We start from the raw sequence: 16866 nt of genomic DNA, 5'->3' as shown, positions 1-16866 counted from the left end.
TTATAGTATGCTTACATTGCAAATATAGAAAGGGAGGGGTAACTATATGTCCATGGCATATGAAGAATATATGAAGCAAATGGTAAAACCGATGCGTGAGGAACTCGTGCAGGCCGGATTTAAAGAACTTCTCACTGTTAATGATGTAGAAGAATTTATGGAAAACACTGAAGGCACTACACTTGTCTTTGTAAATTCAGTATGCGGATGTGCAGCCGGCCTTGCCCGCCCTGCAGCAACACAAGCAGTATTGCGGAGTGACAAAAAACCGGACCATTTAGTTACAGTTTTTGCCGGACAAGATAAAGAAGCAACCGCAAAAATGCGCGAATACTTCACAGGCTATGAACCATCTTCTCCGTCAATGGCTCTTTTAAAAGGAAAAGAAGTTGTTCATTTTATTCCGCGCCATGATATTGAAGACCATCCAATGGAAGAGATAATGGAAAACCTCTTAGCCGCATTTGAACAACATTGCTAATCGCAAAAAAGCATCTATATAATTTGTATGAAAGGGATGTCCGAAAGGCGTCCTTTTTCTTTTTACGCTTCTAAAAAAACATATATTCAGGTGAAAACATGTTTGTAACGACTGCAGGACGAACAAACGAGGTAATGATTGAACAAGCAAAACAAATTGCAAAAGATTTGCAAGTGAAATATATAGAAAGGAAAAAGCATTCGATCCTATCGATTCAACGCATATTGCAAGATGATTGTATCGTAGTTGGGAAAGAACGTCTCGAATTATATCCATTAGGGGAAAAAGATCCTTTCTTTTTTCATCCGAATTCGGCAATGTTTCGAATTAAAAGGCTGTTAAAGGGGGAGCATGATCCATTTCTTGAAGCAGCAGAATTAAAGCTGGGAATGAGCTTTCTTGATTGTACACTCGGGCTTGCTTCCGACAGTATAATTGCAAGCTTCGCTGTAGGTGAAGAAGGTGAGGTGACAGGAGTTGAAGCCAATCCATATTTAGCTTATATCGTAGAAAAAGGTTTAAGCAAGTGGAATTCAGGTCTTGAGATGATGGATCTAGCAATGAAAAGAATCAATGTCGTCTCAAGCCTTTCAAAAAAATATTTGCAATCTCTTGCAGATGAAAGCTATGATGTTGTCTATTTTGATCCGATGTTTGAAGAGAATATTCTCGAATCAGATGGAATTCAGGCACTGACGAAATTTGCGGTTTATCATGATCTCGATGAAGAATTAATGAATGAAGCGATGAGGGTTGCAAGGAAACGAATTGTGCTAAAAGATCATTTTAGAAGTTCTCGGTTTGAAAAGTTCGGATTTCATGTTTATAAAAGGAAAACGGCTAAATTTCATTTCGGCGTGCTTGAGAAATAGAAAAGCGCCACTGCGTGAAAGCATAGCCCTCACCGCATTAACGCGTTAATACGTTAATTGATCGCGGGCCAGACCCTCATTGCGCTAATGCGATAATGCGTTAATTGATTGAGGGCCAGACCCCGAAAAAGGAGGAGAGGAAAAGTCCGCTCCTCTTTATTTATTAGTCCGCGATTGCCAGATACACAAAATAGCCCATCATCAAAAGGCAGCCGATAACGATTGCTAAACTCCAATCCACAACAAAAACCCCCTTAGTCTATTAATAGTAATAGTAGTTCCAAAATTATGACTATTCAAAGAAGAATGATATTATTTTTATTTTAACCTTAATGAAAAAAAATGAAACATTTTTACTCATTTTTACGTAATAAAAAGTATAATAGCATGGAAAAGCAGCAGGCATTTATATGTTTGGTTGGTTTTCAATAAACAACAGCATGGCGGACCACATGAATGCCATTTATTAAAAAGGCAATTAAGAAACGTAATCCCGGCATCTTTACCCAATTTTCAGCAACTAATCCAAGGAAGGTGTTGACCAGTATGCCTAAATGGCTTCGAAAATCATTCGTCGTACTTGTATCCATATTAACGTTAGGTATGGTTACCCCGTCTCCGGACTTTTTATATGACAATGCAAACGCACAAAAGCAGCCGAAACGGGATACATATGAATCCGATTCTGCAGAGAAATTGGATGAAACTACGGCAGAAGAAAGCAATTTTGAGGAAGCATCATCAGTCAAGGATGTATTTATTCAAAATATGGTTAAGGAAGCAGAGGAACAATCATACAGAAAATTCGGACCGAGAATTAAGCCCGTCATTGAGGATGAATTTAAAGAATTGATTCTTCCCAACATTGAAAAAGCAATTGCAACGGTTGCTGCCCAGTACCCGAATGAGGAGCTGTCTCGTCTTGAAGTTACGGAAGTTCCCGGAGGAGGCACTTCAGAGAAAATTTTCCATATCATGGACAGCCGGACGAAAACAGATCTGATCCGTTTTCATGTAAGAAGGGATCATCCGCCACTTGAAGGCTACTGGTTTAATTTTCATTATCATACACACCATGACAATTTCCAGGCCCATCACCATCTCGGGTCTATTTATTGGGATAAAAACACCCCGCCGAAGTGGAAAAGTGTGTAGAACAGAATTGAAAAAAATCATTTTTTATGAAAAAATGTTTCTATGAGTTTTTAAGACTATTCATTTGAGGCTGACTCAAGAGTAAAGGTCCAGACCCCTCCAAGACATCATATAGACAAGCACTAATAAAACCATTCTATATTTTGTCAATGTCGGAAGGAGCCAGACCCTTTACGAGTCAGCCCCTTTCTATGCTTTGATTTACAACCGGGAGGAAAAACATTAATGTCATTACTAGAAGGTATTATTCAAACATATTCCCAATTTTTCGACTGGGATATGTGGGTGAAAGTCTTAACAGACCCTGTCAGCTTGGGGTTAATTGGAACACTTGTCATTCTCGAAGGATTATTGTCAGCCGATAACGCTTTAGTGCTGGCTGTAATGGTGAAACATTTGCCAACGGAGAAACGGAAAAAAGCGCTTTTCTATGGATTGTTGGGAGCGTATACTTTCCGGTTTATCGCAATCGGCTTAGGTGTATTTTTAATAAAACTTTGGTGGGTGAAGGTACTCGGTGCATCGTATTTGGCCTGGTTATCGATAAAATATTTTATGGATAAGAAAAAGGGCGAGGAACATGAGCCAGAAGAAGTTAAAGGTATTGATAAAAATGGTCTGCTGATTCGATTGTTTGGTACTTTCTGGGGAACAGTTATATCGGTAGAATTAATGGACATTGCCTTTTCTGTCGACAGCGTTTTGGCTGCATTCGGCATCAGTCAGGAAATCTGGATTCTGTTATTGGGCGGTATGCTTGGTATCTTAATGATGCGCGGAGTAGCCGGAGTATTTATAAAACTGATTGATAGAGTACCTGAGCTAGAAACAACTGCATATGTTTTGATTTTCATTATTGCTGCAAAAATGATGGCTGGAGTATTCGGCTTTCATTTAGACCATATTTACTTTTTGATTCTCCTGTTAATTATATTTGGCATCACTTTTGTCATTCACAACTTGAATAAGAAAAAAGAAACAGCTGAACATAAAAAAGAGAATGTACTATAAGTTCAAATTGGGGCCAGACCCTACCAAAGTAGGGGTCTGGCCCCTTATTTAAACCATTTTCGCAAAATCAGAAACAAGATGATTCCAAAAAAATATAAGGCTAGGCAAAATGCCAATGCGGATAAAAACGAATGAAATATTTTCATAAGTAAAATGGTAAAGAAAACAGAGAAGATCAATAAATCAACGATGATAAAATAACTTGATAGCATTGTTGATTGAACGGCTTCCAACTCAGCGGCAAGGCGCTTTGGAGACGTTCTTCCGTATAAAAACCTCACTGAGTTCACCTTCTTGAGTTCATACTCAAGCTTATGCACGGACAAGAACAAAGATGAAAGGGGTTTCAGCAGGCGTATCGGCAATTTTCCCAATACTTCCTGATTTTCTCAAAGACTAGCGAATTCTGTATGCAAATCTCGTATGCTATAATATGAATAATAATTTCCGATTTTTCTATAGTTCCTATTAACTAGCTTCCAAGATTTGCAGAAGGATGATTTTTATGCGCAAGTGGTTTCGAATGGTTTCCGTTGTTTCTGTTTCCCTTGCATTATTGGGAAATTCCCCGTCGCCGATTGACAGCATTAAATTAAAAGATTTTTCAAGCCACTCTGTCCTCAAGGATCAATTGAACCTCCAATCTCCCGATATTCTCGGTGACATGATTTTGCTGCCGGAGGGGCCTTTTGACCAGAAGGAAGCTGCTTCAATCATCTCTCACATCGATAATCTCCCTGAATCCATGCTGAAAAAAGCAGCCCAAAAAGGGATTTCAGTAAAATTATTTGAAGGCAAGCTGACGGACAATCCTTCCGCACAACATTTGCGCGGCATCATTCCCCGCGGCTACAAAAATGGGACAACATGGGATGAGGTGCCCGGAATAGGAGGAGCGAAGACAGTTCTAGTGAAGATCGGCTCCAGTGAAAAAGGAAAAGGGCACGGTTCAGTCAATCTAGAACTTCATGAACTGGCACATTCCATCGACCGGTATGTATATAATGAAATTCGATACGAAGAAACATTTTTAAGAATATGGGAACTAGAAAGAAATAATTTATTCCCTGGGAGAGCCTACTTTTTAACATTTCCCGAAGAATATTTTGCTGAAAGCTTTGCGATGTATTACCTTGGCGGAAAATATAAGCAGGAATTAAAACAAAAAGCTCCCGCAACTTACCGATTCATCAAAAATCTGAAATGATGTAAAAAGACCTCTTCGTCAGTGGGAGTTGTTCCATAAAGATCCTTATTAAGATACAATAGGAAAGACACACAAGTTTGAATCTTCGAGTAAAGAGGTGGTATCGTTGAAGCAATATTTACAGCTTTGCGAGCATGTTTTAAATAATGGAATTGTAAAAGATGATCGTACTGGAACAGGAACAATCAGCACGTTCGGCTATCAAATGAGGTTTGACTTGCAGGAAGGTTTTCCACTGTTAACAACAAAGAAACTTCATGTAAAATCGATTATCCATGAATTGCTATGGTTTTTAAAAGGTGATACAAACGTCAAGTACCTTCAGGAAAATGGGGTGCGGATATGGAACGAATGGGCCGATGAAAATGGGGATCTTGGTCCGGTGTACGGGCATCAGTGGCGGTCCTGGACCGGAGCGGACGGCCAAACGATTGACCAAATCAGCGAGCTGATTGATCAAATTAAAAACAATCCGAACTCCAGAAGATTGATCGTCAGTGCCTGGAATGTGGCCGATCTTCCGAAAATGGCGCTTCCGCCGTGCCATTGTTTGTTTCAATTTTATGTCGCAGACGGGAAACTATCCTGCCAGCTTTATCAACGTTCGGCTGATGTTTTCCTCGGAGTACCATTTAATATCGCTTCCTATGCATTATTGACATTCATGATTGCGAAAGTTTGCGGCCTTGAACCTGGTGAATTTATACATACGTTTGGGGATGTCCATATTTATCTGAACCATATTGAACAAGTAAAACTTCAATTAACAAGGGATCCCCGTCCGCTTCCAAAGATGAAAATAGCCAGGGATGTGAACGATATTTTCGATTTCCGCTACGAAGATTTTGTTCTTGAGGGTTATGATCCTCACCCGCATATTAAAGGGGTTGTCAGTGTATGATTTCTTTAATATGGGCAATGGATGAAAACCGTGTGATCGGAAAAGACAATCAACTCCCATGGCACCTGCCGGAAGACTTAAAATTTTTTAAGCGGGTGACGATGGGCCATCCAATTGCGATGGGCCGAAAAACGCACGATTCGATCGGCAGGAATCTTCCGGGTAGAGAAAATATTGTCATTACAAGACAGAACGATTTTCAATGCGACGGATGTACGGTTCTTCATTCCGTTCAAGAGCTTGTCGATTATGCAGCTGAAAAAAATAAAGAAGTTTTCGTTATCGGCGGAGCGGAAATTTTTAAACAAATATTACCGTTTGCAGACCGGCTGTATTTGACACAAATTTATGACAGATTTGAGGGAGACACATTCTTCCCTGAGCTTAATATGGAAGAATGGGAACTCCTCTCACAAGAAAAAGGAATAAAGGATGAAAAAAATCCTTACGATTATGAATTTCTAATTTATCATCGAAAATAAACCGACGAAGCAGCCGAATCTTTCGGCTGTTTTTTTGTTTGGAAAAGGGGCGGAGCTGCGCTAACAAAGATAGAAATGGAAACTTATCTTTTGCAAGAAGCTTGTTTAGCATTGTAAATATTTGGAGCTTTGCTTCGCTCACACCGCCTTATTATGTTGGTTTTGTTTTATAATGAAAGCTATTGCCATGTTAGGGTTGGGAGTTTAATACTCATGTTGTTTTTTAGGAAAAGGGGCGGAGCTGCGCTAACAAAGATAGAAATGGCAACTTATCTTTCTGGTGTATGATCGTTAAAAAAACAAAAAATTTAAAATATTTGTCTTGAAAGTGCATAGATACATGGTATAATGTACAAATCATAAAGGTTAAGAGAGAAGGATGAAGATGGAACAGAAAGTATTGAAAAAGAAATGGGTACATGTTGAGGATATTTTGATCGCCTATCAGCAGCTTAAAGATATTGTCGCCCATACACCGCTTCAAAAAAATGAACGATTATCAGAAAAGTACGAGTGCAACATTTATTTAAAAAGGGAAGATCTCCAGCATGTGCGTTCCTTTAAACTGCGTGGAGCTTATTATTCAATGAAAACACTAAGCGAGGAAAAATTAGCGAATGGTGTTGTATGCGCGAGTGCCGGCAATCATGCCCAGGGCGTTGCTTATGCCTGCAGGCAGCTTGGCGTGAACGGGAAAATCTTTATGCCGTCAACAACCCCAAGACAAAAAGTCAGCCAAGTGGAAATGTTCGGGAGAGGGCATGTGGAAATTATTCTTGTCGGCGATACATTTGATGATTCATATAACGAAGCAGTTTTATGCGCAGAAAAGGAAAACCGTACATTTATCCATCCATTTGATGATGAAACCGTCATTGCCGGTCAAGGCACCGTTGCGGTTGAAATATTAAATGACTGTGAAGAGCCGATCGATTTTGTATTTGCCAGCATTGGCGGCGGCGGACTTATGTCAGGGTTAAGCACATATATTAAAAGTATTTCTCCTCTTACAAAATTAATTGGTGTAGAGCCAGAGGGTGCACCGTCAATGAAAAAGTCAATATCATTGGGAGCTGTCACCACACTTGAAGATATTGATAAATTCGTTGATGGAGCTGCAGTTAAATCTGTTGGTGAAAAAACATTGGATATTTGCCGTGAACTTGTTGATGACATTTTGCTCGTGCCGGAGGGAAAAGTTTGTTCGGCCATTTTGGAGTTGTATAATGAACATGCGATTGTAGCTGAGCCTGCCGGAGCATTGCCAATTGCGGCCTTGGATTTTTACAAAGACGAAATAAAAGGAAAGACCGTTGTCTGCGTGATCAGCGGAGGCAATAACGATATTGGGCGGATGCAAGAGATTAAAGAGCGCTCCCTTCAATATGAAGGATTGCTTTATTACTTCATCGTAAATTTTCCGCAGCGTGCAGGCGCCTTAAGGGAATTTTTGGATGAAGTTCTTGGACCAACTGATGATATTACAAGATTTGAATATACAAAGAAAAATAATAAAGAAAATGGACCGGCTCTCGTGGGCATCGAACTTAAGCATAGAGAAGACTACCATGATTTAATTTCGCGAATGAAAAAAAAGGGATTTCCGTTTCAGGAAATTAATAAAGACAGCAACTTGTATCATTTGCTCGTTTAGTGTACTATATAAACGATTACATTAACTTAAAATGAATGAAATTTATGAACATCTTATGAACTTTTTCTTTTAAATAACGAATGCTTTATGAAAAAATAATATAATCATGGTAGATTTACAACGCTGACTGAAAGGGATGTAACTGTATGTCAAATATCGGTGTTCCAGGTTTAATACTTATACTTGTTCTGGCATTAATTATTTTCGGTCCGAAAAAACTTCCGGAAATCGGCCGTGCCTTTGGCCAAACATTGCGTGAATTTAAAAAATCAACACGTGATCTAACAAACGATGTCATGGAAGAATTTGATGATGTCAAAAAGAAAGAACTGAAATAAGGTGTAGAAGTTTCTGCACCTTTTCTTTATTTTTATTCTCAAGCAGAGATTAGGCAGGAGATTGAAATGGAAGACAAGGAATTAAATGTAGTCGAGCACTTAGAAGAATTGCGAAAGCGCCTGATCATAACCGTTGCGTCATTTTTGATTTTTTTTGTCGTTAGTTTTATATATGTGAAAGATATTTATAAATGGCTCGTACGCGACCTGGATGTAAAATTAATCGTTCTCGGTCCAAGCGATGTCATTTGGGTTTATTTTATGTTGGCCACTGTCATCGCTGTGGCTGCCACAATCCCGGTATTTGCGCTTGAGGCGTGGCTGTTTGTAAGACCGGCATTAAGACCGAATGAAAGAAAAGTTACCCTGACTTATATTCCGGCATTATTTTTTCTTTTTATAGCAGGTCTTTGTTTCGGTTATTTTGTCATCTTCCCAACCGTCTTGAATTTTTTGGTCGAGTTGAGCGGAGATTTAATGGAAACAAATTTTACTGCGGAAAAATACTTCCGCTTTCTTATGCACATGACTTTGCCGTTCGGTGTGCTTTTTGAGCTGCCGGTTGTCGTCATGTTCCTTACATCTCTTGGCATTATTAATCCGTACGTTTTGCAAAAAGTGCGCAAATATGCATACTTTGTCTTAGTTGTTATTTCTGTCATTATCTCGCCGCCGGACTTTATGTCAGATATTTTAGTGTCGATTCCATTATTATTCCTTTACGAAATCAGCATCAACTTATCGAAAATCGTTTATAAGCGCAAATTAAAAAAAGAACAGGACTGGAATGAAGAATATGGTGAGGAAGTTTAAGTAATGGTATGAATAAAAAATATACGGAAGCAGCAAGTTTTTTTTCTAATTCTTTCTTCACAAATATTTTTCTTTTTCTCATATTCAGGCACATTTCGAGCGGGAAATAGGGTATAATATAGTCAAACGGGTGAAAAAGAGGATTGATATTTTGTTATTTAAAAGCCTGGAGTTCAAAAATGTAGTTGGACAGAAGGTAAAAGTCATTGATATTCCTGTATTGGAGGAAGATAACCCTTTTTATTTTATGATCCAAGTCCGTTTGCAAACTTTTATTACAACACTTTACCATGAGAGAAAGGCAAGAAAGTGCTATTCATTTAGAAACCATTTAAAGAGAGTGCTGAAATGGCCTGTTTATGAACAGATTTTCAATTCAACAGAATTAAAGAATAATGCTTAATACATTCTGAGTATCGGGTTACCGGTACTCTTTTTATGTGTTTAAAGCCGTGTTTCACAAGTTTGTCAAACATTTTTCTTTTTTCTTTCATAATCGTTTGCTAGAATGAATCACGAGTATATAAGAATAGCAGGTGAATGTAATTATGAAACATAAGTTGATTGGCTTGACAGTACTTATTCTCGTATTGATCCTTTCTGCGTGCGGTCAAAGTAAAATAGAGGATGCGATCAATCGACCGCTTGAAGATTTTAATTTCACAAATCAAAATGGAGAGCCGTTTGGCTTAAAAGATCTTGAAGGAAAAGTTTGGGTTGCTGATTTTATCTTTACGAATTGTGCGGATGTTTGTCCACCGATGACTTTTAACATGGCAAAACTGCAAAAAAAGGTGAAAGAAGAAGGAATTGAGAACATAGAATTTGTTTCGTTCAGCGTTGATCCGACTGTTGATGATCCTGAAACTTTGAAAAAGTATGGCGAAAAATACCACGCTGATCAAAGTAACTGGCATTTTCTAACAGGCTATAAGCAGGAAGAAATTGAAAAATTTGCGCTCGACAATTTTAAAGCGTTAGTTAAAAAACCGAAGCAGGGTGATCAAGTTATTCACGGAACAAGTTTCTATCTTGTCGACAAGAATGGAAATGTGATGAAAGAATATACAGGTTTAAATGAAGTTCCTTTTGATGAAATAATAAGTGATATTAAAGCACTACAATAGGCCTGAAGAAGGCCTATTTTTTTCTGTACAAATGCATTTTTCCTCTGATGATTCTTAATCATGTTATAATAAAGGATAAAATTATAAGGCAGGTGATTTGATGAAGAAGGTGCTCACCTTTCTTTTTATCTGCTTATTTCTTTTCATTATTTTCAATTATTCTCCTTTTTCCGGAAGCGAAAGGGTTAATTCTATAAAACAAACGGGAATAAGTTTAAAACAAGAAGTTCACGAAGAATTTTTCCCAAAGGATATTAAAGTTGTATCTATCGGTGATTCTTTGACAGAAGGTGTCGGCGACAGTACGGGACGAGGCGGCTATTTGCCTTACCTTGAAAAAATGCTTGAAAAAGAGAAGTCCATCAACAATGCCGAATTTTATAATTTTGGTGTAAGAGGACATAAAACGTCACAGCTGTTAGAACGGCTGGAAACAATTGAAGTGAAGAAAGCGATTAAAGAGGCTGATATTGTTGTCATCACGATCGGCGGCAATGACGTCATGAAAGTAGTCCGGGAAAATTTTTCGGATTTAAAGCTTCAGGATTTTGAAGGGGAAAAAGCATTGTATAAGAACCGATTAAATAAGATTATTGATAAGGTCAAAACGCTTAATCCGGACAGTACCGTTTTGCTGCTTGGACTGTATAATCCATTTTTTAAATGGTTTTCTGATATTAAAGAAATGAATTTAGTCATTTCTGACTGGAACAATACAAGCAGAACGATTCTTTCACAATATAACAAAGCTTATTTTGTTGAGGTAGCAGATATTTTCATGGAATCGCCGGAGAATTTACTCCACAAGGATTATTTTCATCCAAATGACAAAGGGTATAAACTAATTGCAGAAAGAATGTTTCAAACCCTTAAAAGCCAGGGATTTGAGGAGCTCACCGAAGAAAGGATCACTGCGAAAAAAGAGGAGAACTAGTTGAAATGAAAAATAAATGGAAAATATTATTTTTTCTTTTGCTTGGGATCAATATTTCGTTTGTTGCTGTTTTCTTTGTTCTCATTAACTTGCCTTCTGATAAAAAGGAAACAGAAATGGCAAGAGTGGATAATGGCGAGAATGTGAAGTTTGTTATTGATACGAATAAAGAAGATTTGAACAAAGTCATTAATCATTATCTTAAAAAAGAAGGGTTAACCGGGCCTGTCGATTACAAAGTTTTGCTCAGGGACGAAGTGGAATTGTACGGCACGATGCCTTTCTTCGGCAGGGATCTCGAAATGAGATTAACATTTGAACCGGAAGCTTTAGAAAACGGTAATCTCGTTTTAAAGCAAAAATCGATTTCCATCGGCCAGCTGCAGCTGCCGGTTTCCTATGTGCTGAAAATTGTCCGCGACAGTTACCATCTGCCTGATTGGGTAACAATTGTTCCAAATGACGAAATGGTTTATGTAGCTCTTCAAAAATTGAAGCTGAAAAGCGATATTAAAGTGAAAGTAAATGAGTTCGATTTAAAAGAAGACAATATTCAATTTACTTTGTTAGTTCCAACCAAGTAAAAAAAGGGCAGGGCTCTTACGGAGTTTTCCCGTATTGTGCCGGCCCTCTTTTAATCCGCATGAACGGGTATTAAGCTCTTTCCTGATGGAACTTTTACTTTATTATGCCCCCTGTATTCGCAGGCCTTTTGGATAGAAATTCTTTAATGTTCCTTTTGCTTCTTTTCCCCATCCAAGCGGGAAGCCGTCTATCGTAACTAGCATCCAGCCTCTGTCTCCTTCGCTTGAAAAAGTTTCTCCTTTTACGTACCGAAGCCAACTGTCATTTTCAGCTGTAAGAGAAAATGTATGGACAGCCTCTTCCTGCTTTAGCGCCAGGGCGAGTGCATGGTTCGGTTCAAAGCGGTTTTTCTTCAATTCCCCTAAGTGGAGGCCGGCTCGAAGAACTTTTAATCCCGACAAATCAAAGCAGTCTTCCGGTAGGGAATAAAGCTGCTGATGAAACAAAAATAAATTGTCGAAAGGGATTCGGGATAAACTTTCTTTTACAAACTTAAAGTAATCAGACACCTGATTTTTTGTGACATTGCTAAAAGCCGGCTTTACTCGTACCGGGGTTTCGGTCCCGGTTTTACGCAGCTTTGCTGCAAAATGCCCTTCACCTTTCAGATGGTGCGGCCAAAGTCTTGCCGTATTCGTTAATTCACTATTTTTCGATTTTGACCATAATGGATTCCCGTGATCTACTCCAGGTGGTTTTTGTATATTAATCAATTCCATATCCGGATATTTTTCGATAAAATATTCAATCACTTGTTCATTTTCTTCAGGAGAAAACGTGCATGTCGAATAAACGAGGGTACCCCCTTCTTTCAGCATTTTATAAGCAGAATCCAATATCTTTCTTTGCTGTAAAGCGCAGGCTTCCACATGCTGTTCGCTCCAAAACTCAATTGCCTCTTCATCTTTTCGGAACATTCCTTCCCCGGAGCATGGGGCATCGACAAGAATTTTATCGAAGTAGCCGGGGAATCTTTCTGCCAATTTCTCCGGTGTTTCATTTGTCACAACCGTATTTGTAATGCCGAGGCGTTCAATGTTTTCAGACAGTGCTTTGGCGCGCTTTGGATGAATTTCATTAGCCAAAAGCAAGCCTTTATTATTCATTAACCCGGCTAACTGGGTCGTCTTTCCGCCTGGTGCAGCACATAAATCAAGAACTTTTTCAGTCCCTTTAGGATCGAGCTGTTCGGCGACAAACATGGCGCTTGGCTCTTGAATATAATACAAACCTGCGGCATGATAAGGATGTTTTCCCGGCTGATCTATATTTGGGTCATAATAATAGCCGTTTTGAACAAAGGGAATTTTTTGCAGGGAAAAAGGAGAAAGACGCTCCCATTGTTCAGAAGATATTTTTATTGGGTTTATCCTTAATCCGCTTGCTTTTTCTTTCGTGTATGTATGTAAAAATGCTTCAGCTTCGTTTTCAAGAAGGTCGGACATTTTCGCAATAAAATTTTCAGGTAATTTCACAAATAAGCTCCTTTCCTATCGCTCGGCCATGCCGGAATCAAAACTACATGAAAATATCTTCACGATTCTCCGGCGAAAAGTCAAGCCGTGATCTATTTCTCCTATAAAAACGTTTGACATAACCGTTAAGATGTTTTTTTTTGCATAAGCCTCCGTTTTTCTATATGCTATAAATACAGAGTTGAATGCTGATTGAAAAGAGGTGCATGATATTATGTCAGAAAAAAATTATGAGCTTGCAACGTTTGCCGGAGGTTGTTTCTGGTGCATGGTCAAGCCTTTTGATGAACAGCCTGGCATTATTCAAATCGTATCCGGATATACCGGAGGAGACACTGAAAATCCTACTTATGAAGAGGTATGCTCAGGTACGACAGGACATTATGAGGCCGTTCAAATTACATTTGATCCGGAAGTTTTCCCATATGAAAAACTGCTTGAAATCTATTGGCAGCAAATTGATCCTACCGATCCGGGCGGCCAGTTTTATGACAGGGGAACATCCTATCAGACTGCCATTTTTTATCACGACGACAAGCAAAAACAGTTAGCAGAGCAATCAAGACAGCAGCTTGAGGAAAGCGGCCGTTTTAATAAGCCGATTGTGACAAAAATATTGCCGGCCAAGCCGTTTTATCCTGCGGAAGACTATCATCAAGATTATTACAAAAAGAATCCGATCAGGTATGAAGCGTATAATAAAGCATCAGGCAGGGAAGATTTTATCAGAAAGCATTGGCGTGATAAGATGATTAATAAAGATATGAACGAGCTAAAAAAGAAATTGACTCCAATGCAGTTTGAAGTTACACAGAACAATGGCACAGAGCCGCCGTTTCACAATGAATACTGGAATGAAACAAGGGATGGAATTTATGTCGATATCGTATCCGGAAAGCCATTGTTCAGTTCGAAGGATAAATATGATGCCGGTTGCGGCTGGCCAAGTTTTACCAAACCGATTGAAGAAGAAGAAATCGTTGAAAAATTGGATTTGAGCCATAATATGATTCGGACAGAAGTGCGCAGCAAATCCGCTGATTCTCATTTGGGCCATGTTTTCAATGATGGACCGGGGCCGTCCGGCTTGCGATACTGCATTAATTCAGCTGCATTAAAATTTATCCCGAAGGAAAAATTGGAAGAAGAGGGCTACGGAGAATATTTGTCTTTATTTGAAGAAGATAAATAATTCAGTGGTGGAAAAATAAGAAAGGGGCTGACTCATATTGCAAAGAGACAGCCCCTTTCAATTTATCCGGCTTGATTTTCTTTTTTGTGGAAAAGGGGCGGAGCTACGCTAACAAAGATAGAGATGGCAACTTAGCTTTAGCAAGATACTTGTTTAGCTTAGTAAATATTTAGAGCTTGGCTTCGCTCACACCGCCTTATTATGTTGGTTCTGTTTTATAATGAAAGTTATTTCCATGTTAAGGGTTGGGAGTTTAAAACTCAATGCACGTTTTTTGATGTCATGCCGCCGGAAAGGATAAACTTCATGGCATCTTCCGGTTTTACATCGATGATCTCAATTTGTTCTTTCGGAATTAAGAAAGTAAATCCTGCGACTTGAAAGGTTTGCGGAATATAAACAGCTGTGTAATCTTTTAGTGGATCATAAAAAGTTTCAAGGTTTTCAGCGGTAATGAACCCAATGCTTTTCATTTCTGTTCCCGGAACGGTTACAAGTGCGACTTTTGAAAAAGATTTTTTATCGCCGAGAAAAGAGTGGATTGTATCTTTTATAACGGAATAAATCGTTTTTACGATCGGAATTTTTTCAAGCAGCCGATCAATTAACTTGATGATTGTTCCCGTCAAGAATTTCGTAGACAGCCAGCCTAAAACCGTGATCAAAACAAGCGTTGCAAGCAGTCCGATTCCGGGAATGTAATCCTCTTTTAAATACGGCTTCAGTACGTTCCCGAGCAAGCTGTCTAAGAAAAGAAACGTCTTAAAGACTACATAAATAACAAGGATAATCGGAACAATCGTCAGAATCCCGTTAATAAAATTGCGAAAAATACTCTTCATAAGTTTCTATCTCCTGTTTTCGTTTTATAGATAATTAGATTTATACACTTTTTTTTCAGCAATATCAAATATTTATTTTTTTCCCGAAAAAAAGGAAGCCTGTTAAAAGGGCTTCCTTTGCTGTTTGGCCTTCTTTTTCTCTGCGACAATAATTGAAGAAATTTTCACATCAGCCTTATCAGTAACGTTATTTCGCGATTTTTCGCCTGTTACGACAAATTTTACATGGTTTGGTCCTTCGTTTAAATCACTGGCAATATACAAATGCCTGATCTTTTCAAGAGGCCACCATGTAGAGATGGTTGTATAATATTCATCATTTAGATAAACATCCATTAACCCGCCTTGCTCGTTTTGCAGGACAGTGACGCCAAGAAAAGGTCCTGTGAATTCATATTCAATGAAATTATCTTTACCAGTGCTGAACAAAAACCCTTGATTATAATAAAATCCTTTTTTTTCTTTGAAAGAACGAATACTTTGAAGCTTGCTGTCGACATGTTTAAATAACGGGGTAGGCAATACAGGCTTTATTTCTTTTTTAAACATGTTTTTTTCCAGTGTTTTGAATACTTCTTTCGCATACAGCTTATATCCTTTTCCATTTGGATGGATTAAATCGGTTGTTAATTCGGCGGTTGTGAATGTTGATTGCCGGAACGGCACTCTCATATCAATGTTGGTCGCGCCATAATGTTTAGAAATTCTTCTGATCTCTTCAGCGAACGGCTCATTGTTTAAACAGCTTTCAGTAAAGGTGAAAATTTCTGCAGAAGGATAACGCTTTTTGACTTGTCTGATCAGTTTTTCATAAAAGTAAGCGAATTGGCCGGAATTCATATGTTTGCGGTCATTTTCGCCAAACACAATAAAAGCTAAATCGATTTGTTCCGGAAGAACTGCTTCTTGAAGCTTATAAATTCCTTCAAAAGCAGTAGCTCCGCTTTGTACAACAGAATATCTTTTTGCGCTGCTTCCGTATTTGTTTTTGATGAATCCCTCAAGTTGATGGAACCATGTTTTGCTTTTATCTTCTGCACCGGAACCTCTTCCGATACTGTCGCCTACGATTAGGTAATGATAGGTCATTTCGTTGGAAAGTTTCTCATAAATCGTCAAACTTTTAGATAGTTCAGCTTTCGTCAAATTTTCTGCCAAATATAAGATCAAAAACAGAACAATCAGCGGCCCGAGAGCAAAAATCTTTTTTGTCTTCATCCATGCAGCAGCCCCCTGTAGCAAACAGTCAATCTTTGCCTTAAATATAACTTAAAACAAAATTGCTTAAAAGATTCATTTTTTTGAAACAGTTATTTTATGAAAAGTTTTTAAAATGGGCGAAAACACATGCGGGTCAAGTACACAGTTCATATTGTAAAAGGGAATTGCCAACAAAAAAAGGAGTGATGTCCATGTATTACGGCTATGATAGCTGTGGTTACACTTCGCCTGTTGCAACAGGCCCTGCCTACTGTTACCCTGTTGCAGGTGCCGGGTGCCATAATTCGTTTGCGTTAATTGTTGTGTTGTTCATTCTTTTAATTATCATCGGTGCCAGCTGTTTTGGAAAGTGGTAAAGGAATTTGGATATAGAAAAAGGATTGTCTCACTTTTTTAGCGAGACAATCCTTTTTTATTTGAAAATAGTCTGATTTTTTTGTAAAATAACTAAAAACGAACATTAAAATTATATTTAGTGAAAATAGTTCGTAAAAAACGTTGACGATAATAATTATATCTGATATAGTAACCAATGGTAAAAGAAAAACCGAAAATAAAGGAATGCATGGGGGTATA

At 38.4% G+C, this 16866-nt stretch carries 20 protein-coding genes and 1 pseudogene; 17 read left to right on the top strand and 4 right to left on the bottom strand.

The window, feature by feature from the left end; genetic code table 11:
• Positions 1-46: 46 nt before the first annotated feature.
• The 4 genes from C0966_RS08040 to C0966_RS08025 all read left to right on the top strand — a co-directional run bounded on the left by C0966_RS08040 (position 47) and on the right by C0966_RS08025 (position 3519).
• Positions 47-481 (top strand): BrxA/BrxB family bacilliredoxin, encoded by a 435-nt coding sequence (locus C0966_RS08040; RefSeq protein WP_274854759.1) that lies wholly within the window; start codon positions 47-49, stop codon positions 479-481.
• A 98-nt stretch (positions 482-579) separates the two neighbouring features.
• Positions 580-1353 carry a class I SAM-dependent methyltransferase gene (locus C0966_RS08035; RefSeq protein WP_274854757.1) on the top strand — a complete coding sequence of 258 codons (774 nt, stop codon included), beginning with the start codon at positions 580-582 and terminating at the stop codon, positions 1351-1353.
• 546 nt (positions 1354-1899) lie between these two features.
• Positions 1900-2508 (top strand): YpjP family protein, encoded by a 609-nt coding sequence (locus C0966_RS08030; protein WP_274855742.1) that lies wholly within the window; start codon positions 1900-1902, stop codon positions 2506-2508.
• Positions 2509-2733: 225 nt separating this feature from the next.
• A complete protein-coding gene (locus C0966_RS08025; protein WP_274854756.1) occupies positions 2734-3519 on the top strand; it encodes a TerC family protein in 786 nt (261 codons plus the stop codon).
• Positions 3520-3563: 44 nt separating this feature from the next.
• Here C0966_RS08025 and C0966_RS08020 read toward each other — a convergent pair whose 3' ends face one another.
• Positions 3564-3800, bottom strand: coding sequence for a hypothetical protein (locus C0966_RS08020; protein WP_274854755.1), 237 nt, complete (start codon positions 3798-3800; stop codon positions 3564-3566).
• Positions 3801-4024: 224 nt separating this feature from the next.
• Here C0966_RS08020 and C0966_RS08015 point away from each other — a divergent pair, with 224 nt between their 5' ends.
• The 10 genes from C0966_RS08015 to C0966_RS07970 all read left to right on the top strand — a co-directional run bounded on the left by C0966_RS08015 (position 4025) and on the right by C0966_RS07970 (position 11559).
• Positions 4025-4726 (top strand): anthrax toxin lethal factor-related metalloendopeptidase, encoded by a 702-nt coding sequence (locus C0966_RS08015; RefSeq protein WP_274854754.1) that lies wholly within the window; start codon positions 4025-4027, stop codon positions 4724-4726.
• 106 nt (positions 4727-4832) lie between these two features.
• On the top strand, positions 4833-5627 hold the full coding sequence (locus tag C0966_RS08010; RefSeq protein WP_274854753.1) for a thymidylate synthase: 795 nt from the start codon (positions 4833-4835) through the stop codon (positions 5625-5627).
• Positions 5624-6109: a dihydrofolate reductase gene (locus C0966_RS08005; RefSeq protein ID WP_274854752.1), complete on the top strand. Its 486-nt coding sequence runs from the start codon at positions 5624-5626 to the stop codon at positions 6107-6109. Before C0966_RS08010 ends, C0966_RS08005 begins: the two co-directional genes overlap by 4 nt.
• Positions 6110-6494: 385 nt before the next feature.
• Entirely contained in the window at positions 6495-7763 is a 1269-nt protein-coding gene (gene ilvA, locus C0966_RS08000) for a threonine ammonia-lyase IlvA (RefSeq protein WP_274854751.1), read from the top strand.
• 146 nt (positions 7764-7909) lie between these two features.
• Positions 7910-8101 (top strand): twin-arginine translocase TatA/TatE family subunit, encoded by a 192-nt coding sequence (gene tatA, locus C0966_RS07995; RefSeq protein ID WP_274854750.1) that lies wholly within the window; start codon positions 7910-7912, stop codon positions 8099-8101.
• A 66-nt stretch (positions 8102-8167) separates the two neighbouring features.
• Positions 8168-8914, top strand: a complete 747-nt coding sequence (tatC, locus tag C0966_RS07990; protein WP_274854749.1) for a twin-arginine translocase subunit TatC — start codon at positions 8168-8170, stop codon at positions 8912-8914.
• Positions 8915-9065: 151 nt separating this feature from the next.
• Positions 9066-9317: a DUF2535 family protein gene (locus tag C0966_RS07985; protein ID WP_274854747.1), complete on the top strand. Its 252-nt coding sequence runs from the start codon at positions 9066-9068 to the stop codon at positions 9315-9317.
• Between the two features lie 145 nt (positions 9318-9462).
• Entirely contained in the window at positions 9463-10041 is a 579-nt protein-coding gene (locus C0966_RS07980; RefSeq protein WP_274854746.1) for an SCO family protein, read from the top strand.
• Positions 10042-10141: 100 nt separating this feature from the next.
• Positions 10142-10975: an SGNH/GDSL hydrolase family protein gene (locus tag C0966_RS07975; protein ID WP_274854745.1), complete on the top strand. Its 834-nt coding sequence runs from the start codon at positions 10142-10144 to the stop codon at positions 10973-10975.
• Between the two features lie 5 nt (positions 10976-10980).
• A complete protein-coding gene (locus C0966_RS07970) occupies positions 10981-11559 on the top strand; it encodes a YpmS family protein (RefSeq protein ID WP_274854744.1) in 579 nt (192 codons plus the stop codon).
• Between the two features lie 102 nt (positions 11560-11661).
• Here C0966_RS07970 and C0966_RS07965 read toward each other — a convergent pair whose 3' ends face one another.
• A complete protein-coding gene (locus C0966_RS07965; protein ID WP_274854743.1) occupies positions 11662-13035 on the bottom strand; it encodes an RsmF rRNA methyltransferase first C-terminal domain-containing protein in 1374 nt (457 codons plus the stop codon).
• Positions 13036-13249: 214 nt separating this feature from the next.
• On the opposite strand from C0966_RS07965, the pseudogene msrA reads away from it, so the two are divergent.
• Positions 13250-13714: pseudogene (gene msrA / locus C0966_RS07960) on the top strand (peptide-methionine (S)-S-oxide reductase MsrA); the annotation flags it as partial.
• Positions 13715-13798: 84 nt separating this feature from the next.
• Positions 13799-14227, top strand: a complete 429-nt coding sequence (gene msrB / locus C0966_RS07955) for a peptide-methionine (R)-S-oxide reductase MsrB (protein WP_274855740.1) — start codon at positions 13799-13801, stop codon at positions 14225-14227.
• 260 nt (positions 14228-14487) lie between these two features.
• On the opposite strand, the gene C0966_RS07950 is transcribed toward msrB, so the two are convergent.
• Together C0966_RS07950 and C0966_RS07945 are read right to left on the bottom strand one after the other, a co-directional pair.
• On the bottom strand, positions 14488-15069 hold the full coding sequence (locus C0966_RS07950; protein WP_274854742.1) for a DUF502 domain-containing protein: 582 nt from the start codon (positions 15067-15069) through the stop codon (positions 14488-14490).
• Between the two features lie 102 nt (positions 15070-15171).
• On the bottom strand, positions 15172-16287 hold the full coding sequence (locus C0966_RS07945) for an SGNH/GDSL hydrolase family protein (RefSeq protein WP_274854741.1): 1116 nt from the start codon (positions 16285-16287) through the stop codon (positions 15172-15174).
• 188 nt (positions 16288-16475) lie between these two features.
• Between C0966_RS07945 and C0966_RS07940 the strand changes: the two genes are divergently transcribed.
• A complete protein-coding gene (locus tag C0966_RS07940) occupies positions 16476-16646 on the top strand; it encodes a YjcZ family sporulation protein (RefSeq protein WP_425535940.1) in 171 nt (56 codons plus the stop codon).
• Positions 16647-16866 lie beyond the last annotated feature (220 nt).

The sequence above is a fragment of the Bacillus methanolicus genome (genome assembly GCF_028888695.1).
GTDB classification, from domain to species: Bacteria; Bacillota; Bacilli; order Bacillales; family Cytobacillaceae; genus Bacillus_Z; species Bacillus_Z methanolicus_B.
Note: the sequence above shows the minus strand (reverse complement) of the source record. Positions and strands in the feature narration are given on the sequence as shown.